Source organism: Enterococcus massiliensis (genome assembly GCF_001050095.1).
GTDB lineage: Bacteria > Bacillota > Bacilli > Lactobacillales > Enterococcaceae > Enterococcus_C > Enterococcus_C songbeiensis.
This window is the reverse complement of sequence record NZ_CVRN01000007.1, coordinates 964260-986931: the sequence shown is the minus strand read 5'-3', so window position 1 is coordinate 986931 and position 22672 is coordinate 964260. Positions and strand designations below refer to the sequence as shown.

Below are 22672 nucleotides of genomic sequence, written 5' to 3'. Positions count from 1 at the left end.
AATATTGATAATCGTTCGGATTATTAATAAAATAAAAAACAGAACGAAAACTTTTCCGTTCTGCATTAAAAACTTATACACCTTCGATTTCTTTCAATGATTCTTCAACGGGTTCCTCTGTTTTTAGACCATTGAAAAGCAAGTTCAGAAGAATTGCTGTCAAACTACTCATGACAATGCCGTTACCAGTAAACATTTGAACCGTTTCTGGCAGCTCACTGAATAATTGCGGCATCATGTTGAAACCCAAACCAAAGCCTAAGGACACTGCAATAATCAGTAAATTTTTATCATTGGCAAAATCAACCTTCGACAGCATACGCATTCCCTGAACGGCTACCATACCAAACATCACCAGCATGCCACCGCCTAAAACTGCTTCAGGAATAATTTGAGCAAGGGCACCGATTTTTGGAAACAGTCCTAAAACAATCAAGAAAAACGCCGAGAAATAAATTGGCTTTTTCGTTTTGATTCCCGAAAGTTGAACCAAACCGACATTTTGTGAAAAACCGGTATAAGGAAATGTATTAAAAATTCCACCGAGAATCACTGCCAACCCTTCAGCACGGTATCCCCGTTTTAAATCATCCTCTTTGATGCTTTTGCCAGTGATATCTCCAAGCGCAAAGTAAACACCTGTCGACTCCACCATGCTCACGATTGAAATAATAATCATTAGTAAAATCGACCAGATATCAAATGTCGGTTTCCCAAAATAGAAAGGTTGCGGAATATGAAAAATCGGTGCATGTCCGATGGCTGAAAAGTCAACCAGACCCATTATGTACGCAAGCAATGTTCCACCAACCAGACCAATCAAGACAGAAATCGAACGAAGAAACCCTTTAGCAAAAATCTGGATACCAATAATCAATACGATCGTCACAAAAGCCAATAACAAATTATTGCGAGAACCAAACGTTTCTGCAGTTGCATCCCCGCCTCCCATTTTAGTGATGGCAACCGGAATCAATGTCAATCCAATAACGGTAATCACAGTTCCTGTAACTAATGGCGGGAAGAGCTTCTTTATTTTTGAAAAAAATCCAGCAATCAAAACAACAAAAATTCCTGAAGCGATGATCGAGCCGTAAATCGCTCCAACACCTGCTTTGGTACCAATCAAAATCAATGGTGCAACAGCTTGAATCGCACAGCCCAACACGACGGGCAAACCAATACCGAAAAACTTCGTCACCGTCAATTGCAACAAAGTAGCTATACCACACATAAAAATATCAATGGAAATCAGATAGGTCATTTGTGATTCATTAAATCCCAATCCTGTGCCGATCAACAATGGTACGGCAACTGCTCCGGCATACATCGCCAATAAATGCTGTAATCCCAATACTGCTGCTTTTGTTTGTGTTTGTTTCAATTAAGCATCCTCCTTGATAAATTCCACCTTTCCTTCTGATAATGAAGCAATTCTTGCTAGAGAAACAACAGTTAAACCCATTTCCTCTAAAAGTTTGCGTCCATCTTGGAAGGATTTTTCAATGACAATGCCAATTCCTTCAACTTTTGCGCCGGCTTGTTGGCATAATTCAATCAATCCCTTTGCCGCCTGACCATTTGCAAGAAAGTCGTCAATAATCAAAACATTGTCCTTATCTGATAAAAATTTTCTTGAAATCGAAATCGTGCTGGTCACTTGTTTGGTAAAAGAGTACACAGAAGAAGTCAACAGCTCTTCATCCATCGTTAAACTTTTAGATTTGCGGGCGAAAACCATCGGTACCTTCAACGCTTGTGCTGCATAAAGCGCAGGAGCAATCCCAGAAGCCTCAATGGTGACAACTTTTGTAATCCCAGCTTCACTAAAAACTTCAGCAAAACGGTGTCCGATTTTTTCCATTAGTTCGGGATCAACCTGATGGGTCACGAAGCTGTCCACTTTCAATACGCCTTCTCCCAATACCCGGCCATCTTTTTCAATTCGTTCTATAAGTTCTCTCATTTTTTTCGCTCCTTCTTTTTAAATACAGAAAAGCACCTTTTTTGCGGGTAAGCAAAAAAGGTGCTAAATGCACTTTTTTTACTTATAGTCCGATATTTCCGGTATCGGGTAGAGACTGTCGACCAATTACGACGATATATAAGTTAAATTTTTATCTAAATATAGGCTAAAGTATGCCTGTCTACAATTAAAAACGCAAGGGATGAAAACCTTTTCTAGATAAAAAAATCCTAATCTTTAAAAAAGTTTTCTCTTATTCGTTGTCGTTTTTTTCCAAATCTCGATAATGTTCCATTTTTCGGCTGAATAGTTCGCCATTTGACGGTGGTGTATAAGTGATTGCATTAGCCCCCGCTTGAATCGTCTCTAAAATACTTTCTGCCGTAGGACCACCAGTGGCAATGATTGGTAATTCTGGATAATGTTTCCGAAAATGTCGGACTGTTTCGGCAGTTTCTTTTCCAGCACTAATATTGATGACCTTAATTCCTACCGCAATTTTTTCATCAATGGGCGTATATTTTGACGTGACTGTACTAATCACCGGAATATCTACAATTTGACAAACTTGTTCTACTGTTTCCACTGGTGTAGGTGCATTCAAAACGACACCAATCGATCCTTGGGCTTCAGCAAACATACTCATATATTGAGAACGCTGCCCCTGAGTTAGTCCACCACCAACACCAGAAAAAACCGGTATATCAGCCGCTTCGATAATGCTCTTCGTGATTGCCGGATGAGGAGTGAAGGGATACACCGCAATTACAGCATCGGCATTCGTATTGCGGATAATCGCAATATCTGTTGTAAAAATAATCGAACGAATTTTCTTACCAAAAAAATGAATTCCGCTGGCTTTGCGAATCACATCAGGAACTCTGACGATGTCCTTGCGCAGTTCGGTGGTAATATTTGGAACAAATTGCTCAGTCATAGTGCCACTCCCTTTCTCCTACTGGTCGTACGTGTTCAACTGATATTCTTCAATGACACTTATGATTTTATCAGCATATGTTGGATCTGTCGCATATCCTGCTTCCTGCAAGGCTTGCGCCGCTTCTTTGTAATCTTTCGCCGCTAAAACTGGCTCATATTTTTTAGGATCCCAATCCACGCCATTAACAAAAAGCATCGTATGATCATCCATGGATTCCTCCCAAGAAGAATAGACCTTGAATTCCCCTTTAATGGTAATCCACTGCTCATTAACAAATTCTTTCGTTTCCAATTTGACCTTTTTTTGATCTCCAAATGCCTTGATACCAAATAAATTTTTGTACTTGCTTGCCAAAGTGCTTTCACCAAAATTCGATTCCAAGCCCGCCTGTCCTAAAATAATACTCGGTAAAATGCCATACCCTTTTTGCAGTTCTTGCGCATGTGGGGCCAGCGTGTCGATAAAAGTTTGGCGGTCCATTTCTTCCGGCTGATCTATCAACTGCTGCAATGGTTGCAACGGACTGCTTAAGCTCTTCACTGAAAAAACAAATGCCAGTCCAATGAGCAGAAAACCCGCTAAAATAGCAGGTAAGCGTACTTTCTGTTTCTTTCTTGATTTGTATTTTCTTACTGCCATTTTCCCCCTACTTTTCCGTTAATTCTCGAATAAATTCTTCGAAAGTTATATGGTGTGCCTCAATATATTCCGCACTTTCTTCTCCCACATATCGTAAATGCCATGGTTCATAAGTAATTTTGGTGATTGCTTCCTTACCATCAGGATAACGCACGATAAATCCAAATCTCCTTGCATTTTCCTGTAACCATTTCGCACCGGTGTGTTCACTGTAACTTTCGTCCAAAATCATGCTGGGATTACTTGCCAACCACTCTTGATCTACTACATCGATGGCCAAACCAGTGTGATGCTCACTGTATCCCGGCTCCGTCATTGTCTGCATTGCTCTTTTTTTCGCTGCCTCTTCAGATAAATTTTCTCGACTCATCAATTGTGCTACTCGGGTATTGAAAACCGAAGTCTGATCACTGACAGAGCGAAAAGCTGAAATCAGTTTTAACTGAATACCGGCTTTTTTTGCCGCCGCTACCAGTTCTTCATAGGGTTGCTGGATGCGCCGATCAATCTGTTGTCCGCCATCGACAGTTACTAATTGATTGGCAGAAACTTCTTTGCTGATTTTATGCTCTGGACTGACTAAAACCAATTGCCAATCTGTAGGTGAAACGTCTGGCAAGGCCTCCGCTGAACTTTCTGTTGTCTGTTTTGCGGGAGTTGTTTCTGAAGTCGTTTGCGATACCTTTGCTTTCGGCGCTGGGGCATCATGACTCATGAAAAGAGCGGTCGCAACCACGATTCCCGCAATGAATAGTATAGTTATTCCTACTTTTTTAATAATAAAAATCCTCTCACTTTTGTTTCTGTTACTCCTCACTCATGTAGGTGTCTTCAAGATTTTGATTGACCCAGTCCAATAATGCGACTTTCTCGTTTTCAATCTGCTGTTGAATAACTGCAGGCAGACGGAAATTCAATATGTCATCAAAACCCCACTCATCATACGTGAGGGTCACCTTTAAATCAAGATAGTGCTGGTTTTTGTTTTCTTCACTATGGGGAATCATCTCCGCAGAAGCCAACTCTGACTGCAACCACTTTTGAGCGATTTTTGTTTTCATTTTTTTGTATTCACTAATGGCGCTGTTTCTTTTTTCAGGAAAAATAATGGTTTGCCGTAAAATCTTTTGTAGCAGCATCCATTCGTAATCACTGAAAAGATTCTTTATTTTCTGATTTTGTTCTGCGCTAAGGCTGGCTTTTCCCGCCTTCCACGCTACCCATTGCTCTTCTTCGCTCCCTAGAATGCCCTCAAAGAAATTTCTTTCCGTCGCATATTGTTCATGGATAGTATTCATTAATATTTGGATATAAACTTCATGCATAAAAAACGCCTCCTCAAAGTCAATTCTACTGAATTTACCGAAGAAAATCACCTGAAAAACTCGGATATTTCTCTTTTTTTAAACAAATCCATCTATGTCTGTCACGACTTCTGCTATACTTATCTTAAAAAAGGAGGGAAACGAAATGAAAAAATACAACTGGGGAATCATCGGACTAGGTGAAATCGCCCATCAATTTGCATCAGGTTTTTCACAGGAACAAAGTGTTTTATATGGCGTTGCTTCTCGTTCTTTGTCAAAAGCAAAAGAGTTCGCGAACGAATACACTATTCAGCAGGCCTATGATTCGTATGAAGCCATGCTGGCTGATCCGGCAATCGACTGTGTTTATGTTGCTGTACCAAATCAATTTCACCATGCCCATATCCTGCAAGCACTGAAAGCCGGCAAGCACGTTCTCTGCGAAAAGGCGATCACGTTAAATCAAGCAGAATTGGAAGAAGCGGTTCAAACTGCAAAAGATAATCAGGTAATTTTACAAGAAGCAATGACAATTTTTAATATGCCTCTTTTCAAAGAACTGAATCGTATTATCCAAACCGGAAAACTTGGAAAATTAAAAATGATCCAAGCTCCTTTTGGCAGTTACAAAGAACCAGATCCGACAAATCGCTTTTTCAATCCTCAATTGGCGGGTGGCGCATTGCTAGATATTGGGACCTATGCTGTCTCCTTTGTCCGCCAATTTATGACCGCACCTCCAACCGTAGTTGCGAGTGATATGCTGCCATTTAAAACCGGCGTTGACGAACAATCTGTCACCATTTTACGAAACGAACACAATGAAATGGCGGCTGTCACACTGACCTTTCAAGCAAAAATGCCTAAAATCGGCGTTGCAGCCTTTGAGAACGGCTATATTACGGTTGCTGATTATCCTCGTGCTGACCAAGCAGAAATTTTTTATGTAGATGGTACAAAAGAATTTATTGAATCCGGCAATTCACAAAACGCATTAAATTATGAAGTCGATACAATGATCCAAACCATTGAAGGACAACCGAACCATTCGTTGCATTTGACACAAGACGTAATCCAAGTTCTAGACCAGATGCAAACAATATGGCGGAGCAAATAGCACCTTTTCCATCTAAATAAAAAAATCCGAACGCTACAAAAAGAGTACTCCTCAAAACTCTGCAAGGAGACCTTTTTTACATAGCGTTCGGATTTTGTTCAATGAAATTTAATCTTCATCTTGTTTAGCAAATTCGGCTTTTATTTCGATGAAACTAGTGAAGGATTGCAAAAATTGAAACAGCATCGCCCGATTTTCAAATTCTTCTCTGCTTTGAGGCAATGGTTTTTTTCGATAATTTTCATAGACCTGCATGATTTCCGCCAAAATTTGTTTACCGTCATTGGCTTCGGCAAATTCATTTGCTGTCAGCTCCAATAAATGGCGGATATCTTCCACAAATTCTTCCTCCACAAAAATCTTATCCAATAAATCAATCATATCCCCTAATACCCGCAGCTGTGTACGCCGCATTGCAAAATACTCTTTGAAATACGCATCTGGATCGATCCATTGATTCTCCTGATCAATTTTTGCTCGTTTTTGCGCCTCATAAATGAAGCCCAACAGCCCTTGGCACTTTTCAATAAAATTCGTTTCTCCCTGTTGATTTAATTGGAGAGCCATTTGGCGCAAAAGCTTGCGGAACAGTTCTTCGATGACCAGTTGATCTTCTTTTAATTTTTTTTGAAGGTCCGGCATTGCTAAATTAAACAGCAAGGCAAAGCCCACACCAATTGTCATCAGCAAAAATTCATTCAATAAAAGCTGTGGCGCAAAGGAGACTTCGATGAGATAATGCGTCACCAAAACAGAATTGACGACGATTCCGTCTTCCAGTCCAAATTTTACTGACAGACTGATAAACAGCAGCAAATAAATGCCAAAAGCAACTGGATTGAAACCAATCACATGAAAACAAATAAAGGCGATGGCTGTTGCCAACAGCAAAGACAAGAGACGATTGAGTCCTGTCATCAAGGATGTCCGTTTGCTATTACCCACACTTAAAACAGCGATAATCCCCGCTGCCGGTGCGTAAAGCAGGTGAAGGCTGTTAGCAACAATCATTGCAAGTGCAGCGGCTGCCGCTGTTTTTATAGTTCTTAATCCAATTTTTATAACGAGCCCTCCTGATTCGTGATGATTTTCCGACTGTTTCTATAGTAACGAAAACAGTTATAACTGGCAATCATTTTGATAGTTCGATATGATAAAGGAAAAGGAGAATTTTATGTACTTCGGACGATTCAGAATTGGTATGCGCACCATGAAAACCGCCCTATCCGTCATGATCTGTATTCTGCTTTTTCGTTTTCTTGATCGAGGACAACCTTTGATTGCCGCGCTCTCTGCTGTTTTCTCTTTACGCCAAGACTTAACCACCACCGTTTCTTTCGGACGTTCTCGCGTTCTTGGCAATACAATTGGCGGCATAATGGCGATTATTTTCTTTTTTATCAAGCAATATTTCCACAATGATTTTCTTGTAGAACTTTTTGTATTACCCCTCTTTGTGGCAGTGGTGATTATCGTATCTGACGGCATCAAAAACAATTCCGGTATTATTTCTGCCATTGCGACCATGCTGTTGATCTCGTTGAGTGTTCCCCAAGGAGAATCCTCCCTGTTTGCGATTCAGCGGGTGATTGATACCTTTATTGGTACCTTCATCGCCATTACGCTTAATTTCGTTATCCGTCCGCCTGAAACAGAAACCGCACAGGCAATCACAGAAGATTTGGCGGTTTTAAAACGAAAGGAAGAAAAATTGCAAATCATGCTGGTAGAAACTCAAAAAGAAATCGAACGTTCAAAAAATCATAAACACTAATTAACATAAAGCCCCGAAAAAACGGTTGGTCGTTTTTTCGGGGCTTTGTTTGTTTCCAATTTTTTAGTCCTCATTCATTTGATTTCAATGCCTCAATCATATCAACCTTCTTGAGTTTAAAGTAGATAACGATTCCTACCACAACCGTAAAGAAAATCGTAATTAAACTCGAATAAAGATAGCTGATAGAATGAATCGTTGGTGGAAACATCAACATATCCAGTTCCACTGTCTTCAAAACATAATCGTGTTCGATTTTTCCTAAGAATAATCCCGCCAAGATTCCTAAAATCGTCAAAATAATATTTTCCCGATAAATGTACATGGTCACTTCTTTGTCATAAAAACCTAGTACCTTGATGGTAGATAATTCTCTGATTCGTTCCGAGATATTGATATTGTTCAAATTATACAAGACGATGAATGCCAACAACCCGGCAGAAATAATCAGCACCCATACAACAATGTTCAATGTTTCGGTAGTATCGTCCAAAGCATGGGAAGAATCCGACAAGAAAGAAACATTGATAATTCCGTCATTTTCCATCAAGGTTTCAGCAATTTTTTCCTCCTGCTTTGTTGAAACTGTTGTTGAGAAGGTCAGAAATTCAGTATTGTAGGTTGGTGCTTCTTCAAATATTTTTTGATAATAGGTGGGTGTTACATAAGCGAAATGTCCGGTATAATTTTCAGCAATCGCCGCTACCTTCATCGAATACGTATGATCTGTTGATTTTAAATCGATGGTGTCTCCAACCTGTAAATTGAATAAATTGGCTAATTTTTCATTAATGATTGCCCCGTCGTCAGTCAAAGACAGGTTTTTATTCGTTTTACGATCGTTGAATAAAATAAAATCCGTTACCGAATCAGGATTTTTAGGAACATAAACTGTTACATCTTGTGGCGTTTGACCTTCTCCAGAAAGCGTCAGTACCTCAGAAGAAATCGGCAACCGATCATCGAAATCAGGTAACGTCACCACGGTTTTTTCATACTTTTCCCGCTGTGTCGGTGTCACATTTTCATTGAAGGTGACGATTCCTTGATAATGCCAAATTTTTTCAAACTGAATCGGAACGATGTCGCTGATGGAATCTCTCAAACCAAAACCGGTCAGAATCATCGACGTACAGCCGGCAATGCCAAAAATCGTCATTAACATCCGCAGTTTATAACGGAACAAATTACGCATCGTTACTTTTTGTGTAAAACTCAACCGTCTCCAAAGAGGACGAATGGCTTCCAACCATACCCGTTTCCCCGCTTTAGGAGCTTTGGGACGCAATAAGCTGGCTGGCGCACTCAACAAGTCGATCCGCAACGTCAACAGTGCAACGCCTACTGTACAAACTAAGCCGACTCCGATACCGATCAGTGAATAATTCAGATACCACGGTGTAACAAATTTTTCTATATTGTAGAGTTGCCCATAAGCACTAATAATGATACTTGGAAATAAATAAAAACCTAAGGCTAAACCAAGGACGGAACCAATCAGACCTGCACTCAAGGAATAAAAGAGAAATTTCAGTGCAATTTCATGGTTCTTATAGCCCAATGCTTTGAACGTCCCAATTTCTGATCGTTTTTCCTCGATCATTCGGGTCATGGTTGTCAAACTGACCAACGCCGCAATCAAAAAGAAAATAATCGGAAAGACAGTTGCTAGAGAAGAAATTCGATCGGCATTTTGCTTGTATTCCGTATACCCCGGATTGTCCTCTCTGTCAGAGAAAAGATATTCTGCTGGTTCTAACTTATCTAAGCGAGCAGTCTCATTCTTTAATTGTAACTTTGCATCTTGAAGTTTTGGCATTTTTTCGCTGGTTTGTTTTTGAAATTCTGCCAGTCCATCCTGATACTGTGTTTCAGCTTCTGTTAATTTTTCATCAGCTTCTGCCAGCTCCGCTTCTCCAGCAGCTTTCTGCTCTGCCAGCTCTTGACGACCAGCAGCAATCGCTGTTTTTCCTGCGTCAATCTGATTGCGACCAGCTTGGATCTGCGCTTCCGCCTGCTGAATTTGTTGCTTTTGCTGTTGCAACGTTTGTGCCGCCGTTGTTGCTTCTTGGAGGGCGTGTTCAATTTTGGCTGCTTCTGCTTGCAATGTTGAAAGTTGAGCGGTTATTTTTTGCTTCTCACCATTGACTGCTGCAACAAATTCTTGGAATTGTGCCGCATCCGTTTCCGGTGTTAAAGCGGCCGCCTGTGCAATCACTGCAGCGTCGCTTTTAATGCTTCGCAAGACGGATAACCAATTGGCTTGTTGGGCATCGATTGTTGCTGCCAGTTCTTCTTTGCTTAACGTGACCGCTTGTTGCAGTTGGTTTAACAATGTTTCGTATTGCGTCACCCCAGTGGTCGTTTCACTGATTGTTTTTTGCAATGCTTGTTGTTGCTTTTCTGCCTCTGCTGTTTGTGCCTGTCCTTCTGCCAATTTTTCTTCTGCGGCGGTCAATTGTTCTTTCTGGCTGGCAATTTGCTGCGCCTGCTGATTTAATTCTGCTTCTTTTTCTAGAAGTTCTTTTTCATTGGTGTCTAAGGTTTGTTCTGCTTGGGCGGTTTCATTTGCCAATAGAGCTTCATTTTCTGCTAATGTCTGTTTTCCCTGATCCAGTTCTTTTTTTGCTTGGACCAATTTTTCTTCCGCAGCATCTAACGCCTGTTCCCCGTCAGTGATTTGTTTTTTTACCTTGTCCAGTTCCGCTGCCGCTGTTTCTTTGACCTCGGCTAATCGTTCCTCTGGTCGGTCATCCAACGTAGTTTCCAGTTTTTCAAGCGCCCTATCAACCTTTTCTTCATAACTTTTCGTGTACGCTGTCTCATCCTTCGTGCTATTGAAAGTAACCAGAATGCGCGAATATACATCTAAAGCCAGATCTTTTTCTGAGACTACACCAAAATAATCAACGGAGCCTGTTCCAACATTGGTGTTTCCCCGCTTCACATTTTCAATAAATTCTGGTGAACGGACAAAACCAACCACTTTCAATTTGTGGGTGGTCACTTGATTTTGCGGATCATCCTCTTTAGCAATTTCAAAGGTATCACCGATTTTGTATTCCCCTTGTAAATCAGTGATTGCGTCCAGCGCAATTTCTCCAGATTTTTCTGGCAAACGCCCCTTCGTCAGGAGGTAGTCATTCAATGTATCCGACAACCCAAATAAACGAACCACCTGATTTGCTTTTGTCAAATTTAAATCCAGCATATATTGCGGTACTGCTTTTTTAACTTGTGGATCAGCTTTAATCAGATCCAGATCTTTTTGAGTAACCCCCAACGTAGATGCGACTGACCCATCTGCCAAACGTTGTTTCTGATAATAATCTTCTGCAGATTGAATCATATCCGGACCTGTTGCCCCGATGCCGGAAAAAAAAGCAACGCCTAAAAAAATAATCCCTAAGATTGAAAAAAAGCGTGCCGGAGAGTTTTTGATTTCTCGGAGACTTGTTTTAAGTAACGCTGATTTCTTCATTCTCTTCCTACCATTCTATTTCATCTACCGGTGTCGGCTGTTCATTGACCTCAATGCTGCGAACTTTTGCATCATTAATGCGGATCACTCGGTCAGCCATCGGTGCAATCTGAGAATTATGGGTAATGATTAAGACCGTCGTTCCCATATTCCGAGCCGTGTCCTGCAAAATCTGTAAAATTTGTTTCCCTGTTTCATAATCCAGCGCTCCTGTCGGTTCGTCACACAACAAAAGTTTCGGTTTTTTTGCTAAAGCCCGGGCAATCGTCACCCGTTGTTGTTCTCCACCAGAAAGCTGGGCCGGAAAATTATTCATCCGTTTACCTAGACCGACCTGTAGTAAAACTTCTTCCGCATCCATGGCATCGTTCACAATTTGTGACGCTAACTCTACATTTTCTTTCGCAGTCAAATTCGGAACCAAATTATAAAATTGAAAAACAAAACCGACATCGTAACGGCGATATTCCGTCAATTGTTTTGCGTTAAATCCAGCAATATCCACTCCATCGATCACCACTTGACCACTGTCACAGGTGTCCATGCCGCCAAGTATATTTAAGACGGTGGATTTCCCCGCCCCACTCGGACCTAAGATAACTGCGATTTCTCCTTTTTCAACGGGAAAAGTGATTCCATCATTTGCCATAATCGTTGTGTCGCCCATTTGATATTTTTTTACTTCATTAATGACATCAATATAGCTCATCGTATCTTGCTCCTTTAGTTATTTCCCTTCTAGTGTACCATAATTCAGAAAGAAAACCGCGGCTATCTTTTAGGAAAGAAAAGGATTTCTTCAAAAAAAACCGACTAATTTCTGTCGTAAAACAGAAGCTAGTCGGTTCGGTCTGATTTGTTTTATGCGTGGTAACGTTCTACTCCGTCAAGATATGTTGCGGATAACGTCATATCTGGATTTAAAACGATAAAGTCTGCAGCACGATTTTTTGCGATTGATCCACAGACATCGTCAATTTTACAACTGATAGCTGGTACTAATGAGCCCATCATCACTGCTTGTTCTGGTGTTGCAATTCCCCAGTCAACAACATTTTTGATAGCTTCCTTTAATCTCAAGATACTGCCGGCAAGATTTCCAGATTCTAAACGGGCGGTACCGTCTTTTACTACCACCGGAAATTCTCCCAACATATAATGGCCATCAGGCATTCCTCCGGCCATCATACAGTCGGTAATCAATGCCACATGATCATGTCCAGCTTTTTCCATCAAAATTTCTGCCGCTTGAGGATGAACATGATGACCATCACAAATCAATTCAGAAAAAACATGTTCCAATGACAATAATGCCCCAACCATACCTGGTTCACGGTGATTCAATCCCCGCATTCCATTGTAGGCATGAACGAAAACGCTCGCTCCCGCTTCAACAGCGTGTTGTGCTTCTTCTAAGGTTGCATTACTGTGTCCTAAAGAAACCACCACACCTTCGCTGGTCACTTGTTCCACAAACTCTGCCACACCCTTACGTTCAGGTGCTAAAGCAATTTTTTTGATGATTCCGCCTGAAGCTTCTTGCCATTCATGGAAAGTTGCCAAATCAGGATCACCAAAATAAGAAGGATTTTGCGCACCTTTATGTTCTTCTGTAAAGAAAGGTCCTTCAAAATAAATACCTTGAATTTTAGCTCCGGTTACCTCTTGATGCACCTTGCCGACAGTTTCTGCTACATCCCGCAAACGTTCCTTACTGGAAGTCAAAGTTGTAGGCAAGAAAGAAGTTACACCACAAGAAAGCAAGCCTTCACTCATTGCTTTGATTCCTTCTGCATCGTTATCCATCACGTCATGATTCATAAAACCGTGAATATGTGTATCCACTAAGCCGGGGGCAATCCATTTTCCGCTTTGATCGATTACTTTTGCGTCCTTGTCAGACAATTCAGAAGTAAAATCACCAAATTTTCCTTCTGTGATTTCTAAATAGCCGGGTCCTTTTACACCAGATTTCAAGAAAAACTTGTCAGCAAAAATAAATGTTTTCATTGCACTCGCTCCTTTAATTTTCTAATTTAAAACTACTCCTATTGCCAAAAGAAGTCAAGAAAAGGTCTACACCATTTTAAATTTTATTTATTTCTTCCATTTGTCGGTAACGAGTAAAATACTGTGCTGCGGCTTCTCTATTCTGAGAGGCTTCTAAAAGTTGTGCTTTTAACTGAAAGAGTTCTCCCAGATAGTAATAACTTTTTTTCGCATGAGCCAGCTCGATTCCCTGACTGACAAAAGTTAACGCCTGCTGATAGTCTTTTTGTTCCAGTAAAAAACTGCCATAGTTGAAGAAAATTTTTGTCAACCGATTGTTGCGGCGTTGCGCTGGCAACCCTCCATAAAGAGTCATGCTTTTTTCCAGATGGGTTTGTGCTTGTGCTGTATCCCCTAACGCTGAGTACACTCGACCGATACAACTAAGCAACTGGATCTCATTGGCTGACATATGGATTTTATTCACTTGAAAAGTATATGAAAGTCCCTGCTTAAGACTCAGCAAGGCACCATTATAATCCTGATGCAGATAAAATTTGCAACTACCTTCATAGTAGTAATACAATTGCAAGTCTGTATCGAGATACAGTTGATTCAATACATGGGTCTGCTCCAACAACTCTTCTAATTTTTCATACTCATTATGAAAAAAATGATATTCCATCTGTTCTAAAATTTGTTGGCTTTTTTGAATATCATAGCGATGAAACAACATAACCTGATCAATAGTCACGTTCAAACGTTCACATAATTGTTGCATCACCAAAACATTAGGTAATTCTTCATTATTTTCGATACGACTCAAAACACTTTGAGAACAGATATCCTGACTAAGCATTTTTTGCGATAACTGCCGCTCTTTGCGAATTTCCCGAATGACCCCGCCAAATGAAAATTTTTCCGCCATAAAACTCACCTTTTTTATATGCTAATTCGCATTATCATTATTGTTTAGTTTATCACATAATACAAAAAGAACACTAACTACCCTCTCAAGAAATCATGATTTTTTTTCGATTAATATATAGTAGGAGTTGATTACATGAGTGAAGCGCTGGTTACGTTTAAATGGAAGCACCGATTATTTAAAGGCCGGATCGAAAAGGAATATGAAAATTCTTTTTTAATCAATGTTGCTGAACCTTCCTGTGAAGAAATCACAGAAAAATTTGCAAATCGGCTGATTGTCAGCAAAAAAGATTGTGAACCTTCCCCGATATTACCTTAACAAAACGATAGCTGCTTCTTCTGGTTGCTTCTTGTAGCTATTTTTTCTCGTATTCTTATTTGTCAAAATAACAAACGGGACCTATTTTTGTCTACTAATACGATTTTTATTTCATTAATTTATCATTTAACATAAAAAACAGCATTCTCCAACACAGGGGCCGAAAGAAGTCCTCAGTTGGAAAATGCTGTTTTGCTTATTTTTGTTGATAGATAGCCAAAAATTCTCGCATTTTAGCCGTCGTCCATTTTAAGTCGTCCATTTTTGGTAAATAAACGAGACGAAAATGATCCGGTGCTTCCCAGTTGAAGCCGCCGCCATGAACCAGCAAAATTTTATGCTGATGCAAGAAATCCAGAACAAATTGTTCATCATTCGTAATATTAAACCTTTTGGTATCGATTTTCGGGAAAATATAAAAGGCTGCTTTCGGTTTCACTGCGGATAAACCAGGAATATCATTGATTGCTTTGTAAATATATTCCCTTTGCTCATAAATACGTCCCCCGGGCAACAGCAAGTCATCCACACTTTGATACCCACCTAGAGCCGTTTGAATGATTTGTTGGGAAAGAACATTTGAGCATAAGCGCATTGAAGACAGCATATTCAAACCTTCAATATAATCTTTTGCGTGGGCTTTGTTTCCGCTCAACACCATCCAGCCAACTCGAAAACCGGCTACACGATGAGATTTAGATAATCCATTCAAAGTAACGACAAAACGATCAGGTGCTAACGTAGCAATTGGGATATGTTGACGTCCATCCATCACCAATCGATCATAGATTTCATCAGAAAAAATAATCAAATCATTTTCTCTGGCGATCTCCACGATGCCTTCCAAAATTTCTTTTGGATACAATGCTCCTGTAGGATTATTGGGATTGATAATAATGATTGCTTTCGTTTTATCCGTGACCTTCGAACGAATATCGGCAAGATCTGGATACCATTCACTTTGTTCATCACAAATATAATGAACCGGTTTTCCTCCAGCTAAAGAAACAGAAGCGGTCCATAATGGGTAATCTGGAGCAGGTACAAGAATTTCATCGCCATTGTTACACAACCCCTGCATACACAGGGTAATCAATTCACTGACGCCGTTTCCAGTATAAATATCATTGATAGTGACATTAGGAAATTTCTTTAACTGACAATATTGCTCGATTGCTTTGCGGGCAGCAAAAATTCCTTTCGAATCTGAATAGCCTTCTGAATCACGGACGTTCATAATCAAATCTCGAATGATTTCATTCGGTGCCTCAAACCCAAAAGGAGCCGGATTTCCAGTATTCAGCTTTAAAATACTGATTCCTTCCTCCTGCATTCGTTCTGCTTCTTCCAAAACCGGTCCTCGAACATCATAGCTGACGCCTTCAAGCTTATTTGATTTTGCAAAATTTTTCATCTTATCGGTTGTCTCCTTCAGCAATGGTATTTCTTATAACAGTAATTGAAGAAAGCCAAAATTACAATCCTTCGATTCTTCTTTTCAAAAAAGTTTTACTTCTATTCATCCTTTTGATACATCGTTATCAGATTAGCTAGCCAGTCCATGGCAATCCCGATAATTACCCCTAAAAACAAGCCAAACATCAAATTTTCTTTTGCCAGACCAATTAAGATTCCAACAACTATTCCTAACCCGGCAAACGTGCCGTCAAATTTTTTTCCATCCAAAAAAAACACCTCTTGACAAAAAAAATAATCTTGATATGATACTATTGTTGCAAAACTTGCGGTCGTGGCGGAATGGCAGACGCGCTGCCTTGAGGGGGCAGTGGGAGAAATCCCGTGGAAGTTCGAGTCTTCTCGGCCGCATACTTTTTTAAAGTAGAACGTTTCTTTCTCTTTATGTTTTCATTCATACAGTAGAAAATAACTAATTTGATAACAGCACATCTATACCTTTTTGCTTTCCACCAAAATAAAAAAATGATAAAATAACAAAGTAAGAGTAACAGATTTAAGCAGAAGATTCTTCCCCAAGACTTCGCTATCTGTTACTCTTTTTAAAAGTGATGTCTGTTGACTACTCAATAGTATAAAAGTTGTTCGATTATTGCAAGCAATAATCATTGTTTTTTGAGATGATTTTCATTAAAACTCGTTTCTTTTCCTAGAGTACCGGCTTTCTCTTGTAGCTTGGATATCTGCATTTCGCAGCAAGCTATGATAAGATAAAAGAAAGATTGGGAGGAATGACGATGAATGCGGGACTTCTACTGATACCACTTTTATTTATTCGGTTTATACTCTTGGGCTTATTGAACAAAGATGCCTTAAAGCGAGCGGCTTTCTTTCCTCCGATGAAGGGACTTGAAGAAATCTTTTATCTTCTTTATCAGCTGGCTACGCTCTTTATTTTTATTTACCTCTTCTTTTTAACCATTCATTTGGATGACTGGGTCAGTTTTGTCGGATTATCTACTTATGTATTAGGCTGTCTCTTATTACTCATGGCAACAATCACCTTTGCAGAAAAAAAGCAGTTAATAACAACCGGGTTGTTTCGTCTTTCCCGTAATCCAATGTATCTTGGGTACTTTATTTATTTTCTTGGCTGTGTTTTTCTCACTCGTTCGTGGGTTTTGTTTTTTTCGTTACTTCTCTTTCAATTTGCCGCCCACTGGATTATCTTATCGGAAGAACGTTGGTGTGAAGAGACCTTTGGCTTAGATTACCTCACCTACAAAAAGAAGGTTCCCCGCTATTTTTTATATGGAAAAGCAAAAAATTAACTAGCAGGAGGCGCTTATGCGAGCCAGTGAATTATTGACGACACTGTCTTTAAATCCCAAAAATGAGGATTACATTGGGATTTATTTTATGAAAAAAAACGTGATTCCCTTTACCACGATCAAAATAGACCAAGAGGGGCAACTGATTTTCTTTTCTGAAAAAGGAAAAGCCCCTCTTTCTATGAAAGAATTGCTACTAACCTTAATGAAAAATAAGCGACGGCAGCTGTTGTTTTGGGATGGAACGACTACTAAAAAAATTTATGGTATTCGAGAAGAAAACAATAAAATTGTCGTTTAAAAAGCCCGCGAAAATTCGCGGGCTTTTTACTCATATTTATTTGAAATAGCCGCTGCGACCCAATTCTTGTTCTCCATCCTCGATCAATCCTTTTAGTGAGCGATCCAAAACAGAACGTTTTTTCTCTTCTTTGGAAGTTCGGCGGTATTGCCCACGGGTCATGGTCACCTCAGAATGGTTGAATTTTCGCACGCTGGGGTCCAAATCATTTTTTTCCTGATAAGCTGTCGGTTCTGTATCAAAAAGCAAATAGCTCTCGCGCGGTTTATTCATCGACTGAAGCAATTCGTCTTCTGGAACATCACTTTGCTTTTGATCAGGAATAATCGAAGCCGGAATATATTTCGGTACAAAATAAGAGCGTCCAGAATATTCTCGTTTCACGGTGCTTTCCATTTTTTCCTGCGGTTTAGTTTTAACTTTATACGTGGATCGGCGATGGTCCTCTCCAAACAGAGAGGTTTTACCGGTCAAACTAGGTTCAGGAGCTTGCTTTTTCCCATAATCCGGTAAATTTTCCCGATGCTTCTTTAACTCTTCTTGCTGACGAACAGAATGCCCTTGTTTTTCAGCCGTCATTTTTCGTGACCGTCGCAATGTTCGATCTGGATTATGAACCTCTGGATAGTCACTTTGCGAAGACTGATAGCCCCGATTGCTCTCATGATTATCTGGAATTTTGGTTAAAATCCAATCATCCGTCTTAGAAAGCTGCCGTTTGTTTTCCCGTTGTATTTTGACCCCTTCCTCATCTGAATATGCTGGAAAGCGGTAATGTTTGCGTTTGATTTCTAAAAAATTGCCCATCCTTGTTCATCCTTTTGTCAGACTTTTCTCCATCATACCACAAAAAAAGTTCGTTGCCATTTACTTTGCTAGAAACTTCCTGAAAAGATTTGCGCCGTCTTACTGACAATAAGTTGATGATCGATAGCCTGTAATTGTGAAAGCGAAAAAGGCAACGTCCGGGTCGTTTTCAGTTCATTCACATGGATGGATTGATCGAATTCAGTTGGATTGACCACCAACAAAAGATAGTCAGCAGTATCAAATCGGAGAATCAGCAGCAAATTATGACAAAACAACACCTGTAATCCCCCCTGAGACAACAAAGGGGTTTCCTTTCGCAGCTGAAGCCATTTATAACAACTTTCATAACAACTCGTATCGATTTCCTCCCAAGGGAAAAATTTGCGATTTTCTGGATCGGTTCCCCCAGTCAATCCCGCTTCATCTCCATAATAAATACAAGGAATTCCCGGAAAAAACACCAGTAGAGCAAAAGCCAGTGAAACTTTTTGTTTATCGTTTTCTAATTCTGTAAGCAGTCGCACCGTGTCATGGGTTCCAAGGTTATTCAACGCCTGATAAAAAAAGTCTGGCGGATAATTTTCCTGTAATTGCGTCACGGCTTCAGCTGTTTGTTGGGGAGAACTCTTTCCCTTCAAAAAATTGAGCATTGCTGCCCGCATCGGATAGTTCATCACTCCCTGCAAATGATTTCCCAAAGCATATTCTCTTCGCTGACCATAGGAAATCTTATTTGAGGCATCCTCCCAAACTTCACCGATTAAAAGACGTTCCTCATATTTTTCTAAATTTTTGCGAATCCCACGAATAAATGTTTCCGGCAATTCATCGGCGACATCTAGCCGCCAACCGTCAACGCCCAAACGATTCCACTTATCTAACACGCCATTTTCACCATAAATAAATTGCTGAAAATCAAGATTTGTTTTATCAATTTCCGGTAAGTCAGTGATTCCCCACCAAGACTTGTATTTTTCTGGGTATGAATCAAACTTGAACCAGGAAAAATAAGGACTCGCAGTTGACTGATAGGCACCTTCTTTTTCACCGTATGCCCCATCAAAATTGAAATAGCGGCTGTTTTTCCCCACATGACTGAATACGCCATCTAGCACCAGATGCATGTTGTTTTTGCGCAATGTATTAATCAACTGAACAAATTCTTCCTCGGTTCCCAGCATACTGTCGATTTTCAGATAATCGCCCGTATCATAGCGATGGTTGCTACGGGCTTCAAAAATCGGATTAAGATACAGCCCGGTAATTCCCATTTTTTTAAGATAAGGAAGTTTTTCAATGATTCCTTGCAGATTTCCCCCGAAAAAATCCCACCGTAAAATTTCTCCTTCCTCATCCTTCACGTACAACGGAGCATCCTTTGTTGTTCCGTATAAAAAAGAATTTGGTTTCGGTGCATTGACTTGCTGATTCGGATTTCCATTGAAAAAACGATCAGGGAAAATTTGATAAAAAATCGCTTCTCGGTACCATTTAGGGGATTTATCTTCCACATAACAAGTCACTTGATAGTCAGAAATCGCTGATGCCTCTTTCACACAACAGCTTTCTCCGGCTGTATTTTTACCGTAATACAGTAGATCTTCTCCTTGAAACTGAATCTCAAAATGATAGAAATACAACCCTTTTCCTTCGTTGAAAAAAAACTCGTATTGGTATTCCGGAGAGCCAAAATTTTCAAGTTGAATACGATGGGCAGCGTGATAATCTTTATGGATAACCAAAAAAGCTGCTTCAACGTTGGGTTCCTTGATTGTTAAAGAAAATTTGACAAAGGCTTTTTCCACTACCGCACCAAAAGGATCTTTATGCTGAATCAGCCAAGGGTCATAATAAATCTGTTTCATGCGTTTTCTCCACCACTTTTTGTTGGATTTATCTGCCAAATATCCTCTGCGTATCGTTGAACCGTCTCATCTGCTGAAAAACGACCCGCATTGGCGATATTGATCAAGCTTTTTCGTTGCCACAAAGTTTGATCCTGATACCACTGATTGATGGTTTCCTGAGCGTGACAATAAGCCTCAAAATCCCGCAGCAAGAAATATTCGTCATTGTATTTCAGCAAAGAATCAAAAATTTCCTGTCCTTCAAAATCGATATTAGGAATACTTCCATCAATCAACGCATTCAAGATTTTTTGCAGCACGGGCGATTCATCATACAGTGCTTTTGCTGAGTAATCACGGTTTTCGTAATAGGCATAGACTTCTTTTTCCGTCAAACCAAAAATAACGATATTTTCTTCTCCAACCGCATCCCGAATTTCTACATTGGCACCATCTAAAGTTGCAACTGTAATGGCACCATTTAACATCAATTTCATATTGCTAGTTCCCGATGCTTCCTTAGATGCCAAAGAAATTTGTTCACTGACATCTGCCGCAGGAATGATTCGTTCCGCTAAAGTAACATTATAATTTTCTAAAAAGACAATTTTCAATCGACCGGCAATCGTCGAATCATTGTTTATCAGATTCCCAACCTCGTTGATTACTTTAATAATCGCTTTTGCATAGCTGTAACTCGGTGCGGCTTTCGCCCCAAAAATAAAGACACGTGAAGGAATCGCCAATTCAGGATTTTCTTTTAATTCAAAATAAAGCTTCAAAATATGCAATAAATTCAACAATTGTCGTTTATAGGCATGGAGCCGTTTGATCTGTACATCGAAAATAGCCGTTGGATCTACTTGGATGCCGGTTGTTTCATAAATATAATCCGCTAATCGAATTTTATTTTCCTGCTTCGCGGCTGCCAACTCATTCAACGTTTCTTCGTCATCTAAATAATTCAATAGCAAACGCAGGTCTTCAGGATTTTTACGCCAAGAAGTTTTGATTTTTTTATCCAAGACTGCTGAAAGCGGCTCATTTGCCAGTTGTGACCAACGACGCTGCGCAATGCCATTGGTTTTATTATTGAAACGATCAGGATAAATCCCATAAAAATCATGTAATACTACACTTTTTAATAATTCTGAATGCAGTTTGGCCACACCGTTTGTGCTGTGACTGCCAATAATTGCTAAATGTGCCATGTGGACTTGTCCGTTTTGAATAATCCGTGTCCGTTGAATCAACGAATCATCATAAGCCAATTGCTTTTTCTCCACAAAACGACGATCGATTTCTTCAATAATTTGATACATCCGTGGCAGCAGTGATTTCATCAAGTCAATCGGCCATTTTTCCAAGGCTTCTGCCATGATGGTGTGGTTGGTATAGCTCATCACTTTGACGGTGATCTCCCACGCCTGTTCCCATTGCAGCCCCTGCTCGTCCAACAATAACCGCATCATTTCTGGAATACACAATGCCGGATGGGTATCATTGATGTGGATTGCAACAAATTCACTTAAGCAATCCAATGGTTTTTTTAATTTTAAAAAATACCGTAAAATACTTTGTACCCCGGCGGAAACAAAAAAATACTCCTGCGCCAAACGAACCATTCGCCCTCGTTCATTTGAATCATCCGGGTAAAGCACTGCGGTCAAATCCTCAAACTCCCGTCGATCTTGAATGCTTGTATATTTTGCTTCTTCTGAAGTTGGAATCTCTACCCCCCACAAACGCATGGTATTCACTACATCGTTTTGATACCCAATCATCGCCGTATCGTAGGGAACCGCCCGCAAGATTCGTTGGTTCTTATAAACCGGTTTTAATTTTCCTGACTCGTCCGGTACCATATAAACTTCTCCAGAAAAACGAACATCCACAGCTTTACTTTCTTTGCGAACCTCCCAAACATTTCCGCTTCTGAGCCATTCATCCGGCAATTCAACCTGATACCCATCCACAAATCGCTGTTTGAACAATCCGTAATCATAGCGGATGCCATTGCCGTTGCCCGGCAGACCACTAGATGCAATGGCATCCATAAAACACGATGCCAGACGTCCCAATCCGCCATTTCCCAAGGCCATATCCTTTTCTACATTGGCTAATTCTTCTAAATCAATTCCCATCTCTGCCAATCCTTCCCGCACCAGCGGAAGAATCCCTAGATTTAATAAATTGCTTTTCAGCATTTTCCCCGGTAAAAATTCGATAGAGAAATAATAAACCTGCTTTTTCTCTTCCGTTAAATAATTTTTCCAAGTTTGTCGCCAATTATCTGAATACAATCCCCGAACCACACTGCCCAACACAGTGAATAATTCTTGCGGAGAAGCATCCGTAATCTCCATTGCATATTTCTCTTTCAACCGTTGCCGCATATCGTTCTTAAACCTTTTTTTTGTCAATTGCATTTGTTTCTCTCCTTTTTTAAAAAGAGGATGCCATTGAGCGCTGTCAATGATTCATCCTCTTACTCTTTTCTTTATC

The 22672-nt window shown here is 40.1% G+C and carries 21 protein-coding genes, 1 tRNA gene and 1 riboswitch; of the genes, 6 read left to right on the top strand and 16 right to left on the bottom strand.

What is annotated here, in order from left to right; all coding sequences use genetic code 11:
* Positions 1–73: 73 nt before the first annotated feature.
* The 6 genes from BN1875_RS12015 to BN1875_RS11990 form a co-directional block, all read right to left on the bottom strand.
* On the bottom strand, positions 74–1384 hold the full coding sequence (locus BN1875_RS12015; protein WP_082147282.1) for a nucleobase:cation symporter-2 family protein: 1311 nt from the start codon (positions 1382–1384) through the stop codon (positions 74–76).
* Entirely contained in the window at positions 1385–1966 is a 582-nt protein-coding gene (locus tag BN1875_RS12010; protein WP_048605069.1) for a xanthine phosphoribosyltransferase, read from the bottom strand.
* A 65-nt stretch (positions 1967–2031) separates the two neighbouring features.
* Positions 2032–2128: riboswitch (purine riboswitch) on the bottom strand.
* 91 nt (positions 2129–2219) lie between these two features.
* Positions 2220–2903, bottom strand: a complete 684-nt coding sequence (locus BN1875_RS12005) for a beta/alpha barrel domain-containing protein (protein WP_048605068.1) — start codon at positions 2901–2903, stop codon at positions 2220–2222.
* An 18-nt stretch (positions 2904–2921) separates the two neighbouring features.
* Positions 2922–3545, bottom strand: coding sequence for a glycoside hydrolase family 73 protein (locus BN1875_RS12000; protein ID WP_048605067.1), 624 nt, complete (start codon positions 3543–3545; stop codon positions 2922–2924).
* Between the two features lie 7 nt (positions 3546–3552).
* Positions 3553–4281, bottom strand: a complete 729-nt coding sequence (locus tag BN1875_RS11995) for a M15 family metallopeptidase (protein ID WP_053082160.1) — start codon at positions 4279–4281, stop codon at positions 3553–3555.
* Positions 4282–4351: 70 nt separating this feature from the next.
* The gene (locus tag BN1875_RS11990) at positions 4352–4870 is read right to left on the bottom strand and encodes a hypothetical protein (RefSeq protein ID WP_048605066.1); all 519 of its coding nucleotides are present in this window, start codon (positions 4868–4870) and stop codon (positions 4352–4354) included.
* A 145-nt stretch (positions 4871–5015) separates the two neighbouring features.
* Here BN1875_RS11990 and BN1875_RS11985 point away from each other — a divergent pair, with 145 nt between their 5' ends.
* A complete protein-coding gene (locus BN1875_RS11985) occupies positions 5016–5969 on the top strand; it encodes a Gfo/Idh/MocA family protein (protein WP_048605065.1) in 954 nt (317 codons plus the stop codon).
* A 108-nt stretch (positions 5970–6077) separates the two neighbouring features.
* Here the strand turns inward: BN1875_RS11985 and BN1875_RS11980 are convergent, their stop codons facing one another.
* Complete coding sequence (locus tag BN1875_RS11980; protein WP_048605064.1) at positions 6078–7031, bottom strand: aromatic acid exporter family protein; 954 nt, start codon at positions 7029–7031, stop codon at positions 6078–6080.
* Between the two features lie 112 nt (positions 7032–7143).
* Between BN1875_RS11980 and BN1875_RS11975 the strand changes: the two genes are divergently transcribed.
* Complete coding sequence (locus BN1875_RS11975; protein WP_048605063.1) at positions 7144–7743, top strand: FUSC family protein; 600 nt, start codon at positions 7144–7146, stop codon at positions 7741–7743.
* Between the two features lie 70 nt (positions 7744–7813).
* Here the strand turns inward: BN1875_RS11975 and BN1875_RS11970 are convergent, their stop codons facing one another.
* From BN1875_RS11970 to BN1875_RS11955, 4 genes are all read right to left on the bottom strand, one after another.
* Positions 7814–11224: an FtsX-like permease family protein gene (locus BN1875_RS11970; protein ID WP_048605062.1), complete on the bottom strand. Its 3411-nt coding sequence runs from the start codon at positions 11222–11224 to the stop codon at positions 7814–7816.
* 7 nt (positions 11225–11231) lie between these two features.
* A complete protein-coding gene (locus tag BN1875_RS11965; protein WP_048605061.1) occupies positions 11232–11933 on the bottom strand; it encodes an ABC transporter ATP-binding protein in 702 nt (233 codons plus the stop codon).
* Between the two features lie 152 nt (positions 11934–12085).
* Complete coding sequence (gene nagA / locus BN1875_RS11960; RefSeq protein ID WP_048605060.1) at positions 12086–13234, bottom strand: N-acetylglucosamine-6-phosphate deacetylase; 1149 nt, start codon at positions 13232–13234, stop codon at positions 12086–12088.
* A 76-nt stretch (positions 13235–13310) separates the two neighbouring features.
* The gene (locus BN1875_RS11955; RefSeq protein ID WP_048605059.1) at positions 13311–14141 is read right to left on the bottom strand and encodes a helix-turn-helix domain-containing protein; all 831 of its coding nucleotides are present in this window, start codon (positions 14139–14141) and stop codon (positions 13311–13313) included.
* Between the two features lie 135 nt (positions 14142–14276).
* Here BN1875_RS11955 and BN1875_RS11950 point away from each other — a divergent pair, with 135 nt between their 5' ends.
* Positions 14277–14462, top strand: a complete 186-nt coding sequence (locus BN1875_RS11950; RefSeq protein ID WP_048605058.1) for a hypothetical protein — start codon at positions 14277–14279, stop codon at positions 14460–14462.
* 196 nt (positions 14463–14658) lie between these two features.
* Here BN1875_RS11950 and BN1875_RS11945 read toward each other — a convergent pair whose 3' ends face one another.
* Positions 14659–15876, bottom strand: coding sequence for a pyridoxal phosphate-dependent aminotransferase (locus BN1875_RS11945; RefSeq protein ID WP_048605057.1), 1218 nt, complete (start codon positions 15874–15876; stop codon positions 14659–14661).
* A gap of 101 nt (positions 15877–15977) precedes the next feature.
* A complete protein-coding gene (locus BN1875_RS13750; protein ID WP_171000801.1) occupies positions 15978–16148 on the bottom strand; it encodes a hypothetical protein in 171 nt (56 codons plus the stop codon).
* 58 nt (positions 16149–16206) lie between these two features.
* Between BN1875_RS13750 and BN1875_RS11940 the strand changes: the two genes are divergently transcribed.
* The 3 genes from BN1875_RS11940 (at position 16207) to BN1875_RS11930 (ending at position 17510) form a co-directional block, all read left to right on the top strand.
* Positions 16207–16289: transfer RNA gene (locus BN1875_RS11940), tRNA-Leu, on the top strand.
* Positions 16290–16675: 386 nt separating this feature from the next.
* Complete coding sequence (locus tag BN1875_RS11935; protein WP_048605056.1) at positions 16676–17209, top strand: methyltransferase family protein; 534 nt, start codon at positions 16676–16678, stop codon at positions 17207–17209.
* 16 nt (positions 17210–17225) lie between these two features.
* Positions 17226–17510: a hypothetical protein gene (locus tag BN1875_RS11930; protein ID WP_048605055.1), complete on the top strand. Its 285-nt coding sequence runs from the start codon at positions 17226–17228 to the stop codon at positions 17508–17510.
* 36 nt (positions 17511–17546) lie between these two features.
* Here the strand turns inward: BN1875_RS11930 and BN1875_RS11925 are convergent, their stop codons facing one another.
* The 3 genes from BN1875_RS11925 to BN1875_RS11915 form a co-directional block, all read right to left on the bottom strand.
* Positions 17547–18317 (bottom strand): hypothetical protein, encoded by a 771-nt coding sequence (locus tag BN1875_RS11925; RefSeq protein WP_048605054.1) that lies wholly within the window; start codon positions 18315–18317, stop codon positions 17547–17549.
* Between the two features lie 68 nt (positions 18318–18385).
* Positions 18386–20185 (bottom strand): glycoside hydrolase family 13 protein, encoded by a 1800-nt coding sequence (locus BN1875_RS11920; RefSeq protein ID WP_048605053.1) that lies wholly within the window; start codon positions 20183–20185, stop codon positions 18386–18388.
* Positions 20182–22590, bottom strand: coding sequence for a glycogen/starch/alpha-glucan phosphorylase (locus BN1875_RS11915; protein WP_390622610.1), 2409 nt, complete (start codon positions 22588–22590; stop codon positions 20182–20184). Before BN1875_RS11915 ends, BN1875_RS11920 begins: the two co-directional genes overlap by 4 nt.
* Positions 22591–22672: the final 82 nt, after the last annotated feature.

Bases quoted from the DNA above. Each gene is read 5' to 3' on its own strand.
- BN1875_RS12010 (WP_048605069.1), bottom strand. From the start codon at position 1,966: ATGAGAGAACTTATAGAACGAATTGAAAAAGATGGCCGGGTATTGGGA.
- BN1875_RS12005 (WP_048605068.1), bottom strand. From the start codon at position 2,903: ATGACTGAGCAATTTGTTCCAAATATTACCACCGAACTGCGCAAGGAC.
- BN1875_RS12000 (WP_048605067.1), bottom strand. From the start codon at position 3,545: ATGGCAGTAAGAAAATACAAATCAAGAAAGAAACAGAAAGTACGCTTA.
- BN1875_RS11990 (WP_048605066.1), bottom strand. From the start codon at position 4,870: ATGCATGAAGTTTATATCCAAATATTAATGAATACTATCCATGAACAA.
- BN1875_RS11985 (WP_048605065.1), top strand. From the start codon at position 5,016: ATGAAAAAATACAACTGGGGAATCATCGGACTAGGTGAAATCGCCCAT.
- BN1875_RS11975 (WP_048605063.1), top strand. From the start codon at position 7,144: ATGTACTTCGGACGATTCAGAATTGGTATGCGCACCATGAAAACCGCC.
- BN1875_RS11970 (WP_048605062.1), bottom strand. From the start codon at position 11,224: ATGAAGAAATCAGCGTTACTTAAAACAAGTCTCCGAGAAATCAAAAAC.
- BN1875_RS11965 (WP_048605061.1), bottom strand. From the start codon at position 11,933: ATGAGCTATATTGATGTCATTAATGAAGTAAAAAAATATCAAATGGGC.
- nagA (WP_048605060.1), bottom strand. From the start codon at position 13,234: ATGAAAACATTTATTTTTGCTGACAAGTTTTTCTTGAAATCTGGTGTA.
- BN1875_RS11955 (WP_048605059.1), bottom strand. From the start codon at position 14,141: ATGGCGGAAAAATTTTCATTTGGCGGGGTCATTCGGGAAATTCGCAAA.
- BN1875_RS11950 (WP_048605058.1), top strand. From the start codon at position 14,277: ATGAGTGAAGCGCTGGTTACGTTTAAATGGAAGCACCGATTATTTAAA.
- BN1875_RS11945 (WP_048605057.1), bottom strand. From the start codon at position 15,876: ATGAAAAATTTTGCAAAATCAAATAAGCTTGAAGGCGTCAGCTATGAT.
- BN1875_RS11935 (WP_048605056.1), top strand. From the start codon at position 16,676: ATGAATGCGGGACTTCTACTGATACCACTTTTATTTATTCGGTTTATA.
- BN1875_RS11930 (WP_048605055.1), top strand. From the start codon at position 17,226: ATGCGAGCCAGTGAATTATTGACGACACTGTCTTTAAATCCCAAAAAT.
- BN1875_RS11925 (WP_048605054.1), bottom strand. From the start codon at position 18,317: ATGGGCAATTTTTTAGAAATCAAACGCAAACATTACCGCTTTCCAGCA.
- BN1875_RS11920 (WP_048605053.1), bottom strand. From the start codon at position 20,185: ATGAAACAGATTTATTATGACCCTTGGCTGATTCAGCATAAAGATCCT.